The organism is Hypericibacter sp. (assembly GCF_050729195.1).
In the GTDB taxonomy this organism is placed as follows: domain Bacteria; phylum Pseudomonadota; class Alphaproteobacteria; order Dongiales; family Dongiaceae; genus Hypericibacter.
The window spans coordinates 1-6594 of sequence record NZ_JBOHKS010000216.1 but is presented as its reverse complement, the minus strand read 5'-3'; the positions used below and the strand labels follow the sequence as shown (position 1 = coordinate 6594).

General features: G+C 64.9%; 6 protein-coding genes. All 6 read left to right on the top strand.

From position 1 onward, the window contains the following. On the top strand, positions 1 to 832 hold an 832-nt coding region (locus ACREE8_RS17165), incomplete at its 5' end, for an amidase (protein WP_431574226.1). A gap of 84 nt (positions 833 to 916) precedes the next feature. Further along, a complete protein-coding gene (locus tag ACREE8_RS17160; protein ID WP_431574225.1) occupies positions 917 to 2446 on the top strand; it encodes an ABC transporter substrate-binding protein in 1530 nt (509 codons plus the stop codon). 98 nt (positions 2447 to 2544) lie between these two features. Beyond that, on the top strand, positions 2545 to 3483 hold the full coding sequence (locus ACREE8_RS17155; RefSeq protein WP_431574224.1) for an ABC transporter permease: 939 nt from the start codon (positions 2545 to 2547) through the stop codon (positions 3481 to 3483). Next, positions 3480 to 4334 (top strand): ABC transporter permease, encoded by an 855-nt coding sequence (locus ACREE8_RS17150; protein WP_431574223.1) that lies wholly within the window; start codon positions 3480 to 3482, stop codon positions 4332 to 4334. The genes ACREE8_RS17155 and ACREE8_RS17150 overlap by 4 nt, the downstream gene beginning before the upstream one ends. A 2-nt stretch (positions 4335 to 4336) precedes the next feature. Beyond that, positions 4337 to 6016: a dipeptide ABC transporter ATP-binding protein gene (locus tag ACREE8_RS17145; protein WP_431574222.1), complete on the top strand. Its 1680-nt coding sequence runs from the start codon at positions 4337 to 4339 to the stop codon at positions 6014 to 6016. Positions 6017 to 6073: 57 nt separating this feature from the next. Beyond that, entirely contained in the window at positions 6074 to 6505 is a 432-nt protein-coding gene (locus ACREE8_RS17140; RefSeq protein WP_431574221.1) for a cupin domain-containing protein, read from the top strand. The last annotated feature ends 89 nt before the right edge of the window (positions 6506 to 6594 follow it).

Here is a 6594-nt window from a genome sequence, read left to right as displayed (position 1 = left end):
CCTGGGGCTCGCCACCGCCTTCATGCTGACGCGCAGCCTGCGCGACTGCGCCACGCTGCTCGACCTCGCCTCGGGCGCCGTCCCCGGCGATGCCTATGAGATCGCGCCGCCCGCCGGCAGCTATGCGAAGGCGATCGAGACGCCGCCCAAGCCCTTGCGCGTTGCGCTCTGCACCGACTCCTGGTCGGGCCATCCGCTCGATCCGGAGGTGGTGCGGGCGGCGAAGGAAGCCGGCAAGAAGCTCGAAGCACTGGGCCATCATGTCGAGGAAGCGGGCCCGCGTTTCGATTACGCCGCCTTCCTCGCGGCGCAAAAGGTGATCTGGGCCGCGACCACCACGCCCTCGCTGGACGAGCTCGCCGCAGCGTTGGGCAAACCGATCGACGAAAGCGAACTCCAGGCCACGACCATCGCGGTCTATCGCCATGGCCAGGCCCTGTCGGCCGCGAGCCTGGTGACGGCGCTCGGCGTCTATGACCAGGTGACGCGCGCGGTCGGCGAGTTCCTCGCCCACCATGACATTCTCGTCACGCCGACCGCGCCCATCACGCCCGAGCCCATCGGAACCTACGACCCGGGCCGCCCGGGCCGCACCATCGACAGCGTCTTCGACGATCTGGCACCGAAGGAAACCTTCACCGCGCTTTTCAACGGCACCGGCTCGCCGGCGATCTCCCTGCCGCTGGGCTGGACCAAGACGGGTCTGCCGGTGGGCGTGCAGTTCGTCGCGGGCTTCGGCCGCGAGGATCTGCTGCTGCGCCTCGCGCGCCAGCTGGAGCAGGAATATCGCTGGGACCAGCGCCGCCCGGCGCTGCATGTGACCAAGATCTGACTCGGAACAGAAGGGATCGGACTGCCAGAATTGCCTATCGCCAACCAATAACAAACAACGACCCGTAACAGGAGGACTCACATCATGGATCGCCGTTCATTCTTGCAAACCACCGCCTTCGCCGCCGGCCTGGCCACCCTGCCAGGCCTGGCCTTCAGAGCAGGCGCTGCCGACGCCAAGATCCTGCGCATGGGATATGGCTCGGACGTGCTGACGCTCGACCCGATCAAGACCGTCTATGGGTCCGACATCATCATCCAGGGCCTGATGTTCGCCCGCCTGCTGCAGGCCAACGCCGACCGTAGCGAAGTCGGGCCGGGCCTCGCGGAGAAGTGGGACATCTCCGATGACGGGCTGATCTACACCTTCTATCTGCGCGACGCGAAATTCTCGGACGGCTCGCCGATTACCGCCGAGGATGTGGCCTTCAGCTATACGCGGATGCGTTTCCAGAAGGATACGGCCTACAACGCGCCCTTCCAGCCGTTGAAGGAAGCCAAGGCGAAAGACGCCAAGACGGTCGTCATGACGCTCGACCGCAAATTCACGCCCTTCCTGACCCTGACCGAGATCTGGAACACCGGGATCGTGCCGAAGGCCGCGGTCGAGAAGATGGGCGATGACGCCTTCGCCAAGGCGCCCGTGACCTCCGGTCCCTTCAAGTTCGTCGATTGGAAGCCCGGCGACCGCGTCGTCCTGGCCAAGAACGAGCATTACTATCGCCCGGGCCTGCCGCATCTGGACGGCATCGAGTTCCGTTATGTGCCCGACGACAACACCCGCGTCTCGATGCTCCAGGCGGGAGAGATCGACGTCAATATCGGCGTTCCCATCGCGCGTCTCGCCGAACTCAAGGCGGCCGGTTTCCGCGCCGACCCCGAAACCTCGAGCGTGACCTACGAGCTGCTGATCAATCACTCGAAGGCGCCATTCGACAATCTGAAGTTCCGGCAGGCGGTCAGCCATGGCATCGATCGCCAGGCGATCGCCGATACCGTGACCTTGGGTTCGGGCGTGGCGGCGAATTCGATCTTCAGCCCCGCCCTCAACTATTTCGACAAATCGCTGCCGGTGATCCAGCGCGATGTGGCGAAGGCAAAGGCGCTGCTGGCCGAATCGGGCGTCAAAGACGCCAGCTTCGAGCTGATGGTCGCCGCGGGCGTTTCCGACGACGAGAAGACCGCGATTCTGATCCAGGCACAGCTCGCCGATGTCGGAATCACGGCCAACGTCGCCAAGGTCGATCCGACCAGCGTCTGGACCCGGCTGATCGATGGCGATTATCAGTCCCAGATCAACTGGTGGTATAATGAGACGCGCGATCCCGACAATGCGTTGCGGTGGTGCGCCTGGGGAGCGGGCGACAACAAGTCCTACTACACCCGCTACAACAATGACGAGGTCAACAAGCTGATCGAGGAGGGGGCGGGCGAGACCGACGGCGACAAGCGCGCCGCCATCTATGCCAAGATCCAGCAGATCACCGTGGATGAGGTGGCGCAGGTCGCGCTCTACTATCCGGCTTGGCTCAACGGTTACAGCCCCAAGGTCAAAGACCTGATCCTCAATATCGGTCTTCAGTTCTCCGAGATCGACCAGACCGACCTGGTTTAGCTTTTGGTCGCATTTCAGGCTCGAACCGGTTCCGCGGAACCGGTTCGAGCCCGGATGCGCTCTTGCTTCTCCCGCCACGGCTGGCGAATCATCGACGCATGGATCGTTTCGCGTTTCTGCTCAAACGCCCGGTGCAGCTGATTCCGGTCATCATCGGGATCAGCCTGGTCACCTTCATCCTGATTCAAATGACGCCCGGCGATCCGGTGCGCATCATGCTGGGGCCGAAGGCTTCTCAGGATGCGGTCGATTTCATCCGTGCCCGCTACGGCCTCGATCAGCCGATCCTGGTCCAGTATTTCTATTTCGTGCTGAACGCGCTGCGCGGCGATTTCGGCCAGTCGATCATCTATCGCAGCCCCGTCGGCCGGGTGATCCTGGACCGCATCGAGCCGACGCTCTACCTGATCCTCTATGGACTGGCGCTCTCGATCGCCTTCACCCTGGCGCTCGCGACCGCCGCGGCCCGCGCGCGCGGACGCTGGCTCGACCAGCTGGTGCGTCTCGTCTGCGTCAGCAGCGTCGGCATCCCCTCCTATTTCATCGGGCTGATGCTGATCCTGGGCTTCTGCCTGCGCTTCAAGCTGTTCCCGGTCTCCGGCTACGGCGCGGGCTTCTTCGAGAATTTCTATCATCTCTTCCTCCCGGCGCTCACCATCGCGATCGGCGTCACCCCGATCCTGACCCGCAATCTGCGCGCCACCTTCATCCAGCAGCTGGACGCGGATTATGCGACCGCCGGCCGGTCGAAGGGATTGTCGGAGGGCTATATCTTCAGCCGCCATGTGTTCTGGAACTCGCTGCTCCCGACCGTCAATCTGATGGGCGTGGTGGTGTCGTTCCTCATCGGCGGCACCGTCCTGGTCGAGAACGTGTTCAACATTCCCGGCATGGGACAGGCCCTGATCCGCGCCGTCCTGACCCGCGATTACTTCGTGGTGCAGGCCGTGACCCTGGTCCTCGCCTTCGGCATCGTCATCACCAACTTCATCGTCGATGTGGTGACGGTCCTGCTCGACCCGCGGGTGAAGCTGTGAGCGCCACGACCGCCGGTCTTGCGCAAAGCCGCTTTGCCCGGGTCTGGGCCTCGCTGCCGACGACGCTCGTCGTCGGTGTCGCCCTCACCCTGGTCTGGGTTTTCCTGGCGCTGGCGGCCCCGCTCCTCACCGAGTACGACCCGATCAAGGTCGATGTCCTCAATATCCTGAAGCCTCCCGGCGAGGCCCATTGGCTGGGCTCCGACGCGCTCGGCCGCGACATCTACACCCGCATCCTCTATGGCGCGCGCGCCGACCTGATGATGGCCTTCTTCGGCGTGGTCGGGCCCATCATCCTCGGCACCCTCATCGGGCTCCTCGGCGGCTATTTTGGCGGGCGCATCGATTCCATCCTGATGCGCATCTTCGAGGTGACCGTCTCCTTCCCCTATTTCGTGCTGGTGATCGCCATCGTCGCGGTGCTGGGACCGGGACTGCAGAGCTATTTCATCTCGCTCACCCTGGTGAACTGGGTCACCTATGCGCGCCTCGTGCGCAGCGAGGCGCTGGTGCTGCGCAATGCCGATTTCGTGCTGGCGGCGCGCAGCATGGGCTTCAGCCACAGCCGCACTATCCTGTTCCATGTGCTGCCCAACGCGATGGTGCCCTCGGCCGTGTTCGTCATGACCGATGCGGTGCTCACCATCGTGCTCGGATCCTCGCTGGGCTTCCTCGGGCTGGGTGTGCGGCCACCGACGCCCGAATGGGGTGCCATGATCGCCGAGGGCGCCAATTATCTTACCACCGCCTGGTGGATCGCCTTCTTTCCCGGCCTCGCCATCTGCATCCTGGCGCTCGGGCTCTCGCTCATCGCCGACGGGCTCGCGCGCCTGTTGAATACGGGGCCCTGAGGATGGCTGATAAGCCCAGTGCCACGGAGGCCGGTGGGAACGAGGAGCTGGTTCGGGTCGAGAACCTCGCCATCGACTTCGCCACGCAATACGGCACTGTGCCGGCGCTCAAAGGCGTGTCTTTCTCTCTTCATCGCGGCGAGGCGCTTGGGATCGTCGGCGAGTCCGGTTCCGGCAAGACCGTCGCCTGCCGCGCCATCCTGAAGCTGATCGCCGCCAACGCCACGGTGCGGTCGGGCCGCATCCTGGTCGAGGGCACCGATGTCCTGGCGATGAACGAGGCCGAGCTGCTGCGCTTCCGCGGCGAGAAGGCCGCGATGATCTTCCAGAATCCCTCGACGCATCTCGATCCGATCATGCCGGTCTGGCGTCAGGTCGGCGAAGGGATGGTATTGCATCAGGGCTTGAGCTGGCGCGACGCCAAGCTCAAGGCGATCGAGCTCCTGCGCGACATGCAGATCATCGACCCGGCGCGGCGCGCGGGCGCCTATCCGCATGAGCTCTCGGGCGGCATGCGCCAGCGGGTCATGATCGCGGCGGCCCTCGCCTGCGAGCCCGAGATCCTCATCGCGGACGAACCTACCACCGCGCTCGATGTCACGGTGCAGGCGCAGATCCTGGCTCTGCTGCGCCGCATCCGGCGCGACCGGCAATTGTCGCTGATCCTGGTTTCGCATGATCTGGGCGTCATCGCCGAGATGTGCGACCGGGTCGTGGTGATGAAGGACGGGGCGGTGATGGAGACCGGCTCGGTCGAGCAGATCCTGACCTCGCCCCGCAACGACTACACCAAGCGTCTGATCGCCTCGCAGCCCTCGCTGATGAAGCCGGCGGTGCGCAAGACCGATGCGGCCGCCAAGCCGGCGCTGCGTCTCGCGGTCGAGGGGCTGAAGGTGGAATTCCGCTCCGCGCAGAGCCTGACCGGCTGGATCATGCAGCGGCCCGCCCATGGCGTCACCGCCGTGGACGACGTCTCCTTCACCCTGCCGCGCGGCGGCTCGCTGGGCATCGTCGGCGAATCCGGCTCGGGCAAGAGCACGATCGCCCGAAGCCTGATCGGGCTGGCCGCGCCGCAGGCGGGCCGCATCCTGGTCGACGGCAAACCGGTCGAGCGCTTGCTGCAGGAACGGCCTCCGGCCGAGCAGCGCAAGATGCAGATGGTGTTCCAGGATCCGTTCCTGTCGCTCAATCCCGCCATGACGGTGGCGGCGACCCTGGCCGAGCCTTTGCGCCAGCATCGCCTCTGCGGCGACCGGGACATCCCTGCGCGGCTGACCGACCTGATGGCGAAGGTCGAGCTGCCGCAGAATCTGCTCGAGCGGCGCACCACGCAGCTCTCGGGCGGCCAGCGCCAGCGCGTCGGCATCGCCCGCGCGCTCGCCCTCGAGCCCGAGATCCTCATCGCCGACGAGGTGACCTCGGCGCTCGACGTCACGATCCAGGCGCAGATCCTGGGATTGTTCGAGCGGCTGCGGCGCGAGATGGGGCTGACCCTGATCCTGATCTCGCACGATCTCGCGGTGGTGCGGTATCTCTGCGAGCAGGTCGCGGTCATGCGCCAGGGCAAGCTCGTCGAATATGGCCCGACCGAGCAGGTGCTGAGCCATCCGCGCGAGGACTACACCAAGGCGCTCCTCGCCGCGATCCCGCTGCTGTCCCGGTGCAGCGACGCCGCCGAATAGGGTGCGATATCCTCGCACCTCCTTGGCCAAATCGAACAAGAGAAGGCAAGGCACTCCATGATGAAACGCATACTCGTCTCGGTCGGACTGACGCTTGCGGCCCTATCGGCATACTCGGCGAATGCCGGCGATCCCGCAAAGAACGTCCTGGTGACACCGGTGCTGACGACATCGGTCACGTCCAGCGGCCAAGCGATCGTACTTCCCTCGAAAGATTCTACCGTCATCGTCTCCACCTACGAGATCGCCAAGGGGGCCACGCTTCCCGAGCACAAGCATCCCTATCCCCGATATGCATACGTGCTGGCCGGGGAAATCCGCGTTACGAACACCGACGCCGGCAAAAGCGAGACTTACAAAGCGGGCGACTTCATCATCGAGGCGATTGGCCAGTGGCACCACGCGGAGAATGTCGGGGACGGCCCCGTCAAGCTGCTCGTCATCGACCAGGTCGCGGGCGCCGGCGGCAACGTCATCTTGCAGCAATAAGGCGGACGGCACCGTCTTGAGCGGGAGAGGCCGGCACTCGCGCTTCGTTCAGACAAAAGAAAAGCGCCGGACCTGAGGAAGGTCCGGCG

What these genes read in the sequence shown, in the direction of transcription:
- ACREE8_RS17160 (WP_431574225.1), top strand. Translation starts at nt 917, where the DNA reads ATGGATCGCCGTTCATTCTTGCAAACCACCGCCTTCGCCGCCGGCCTG.
- ACREE8_RS17155 (WP_431574224.1), top strand. Translation starts at nt 2,545, where the DNA reads ATGGATCGTTTCGCGTTTCTGCTCAAACGCCCGGTGCAGCTGATTCCG.
- ACREE8_RS17145 (WP_431574222.1), top strand. Translation starts at nt 4,337, where the DNA reads ATGGCTGATAAGCCCAGTGCCACGGAGGCCGGTGGGAACGAGGAGCTG.
- ACREE8_RS17140 (WP_431574221.1), top strand. Translation starts at nt 6,074, where the DNA reads ATGATGAAACGCATACTCGTCTCGGTCGGACTGACGCTTGCGGCCCTA.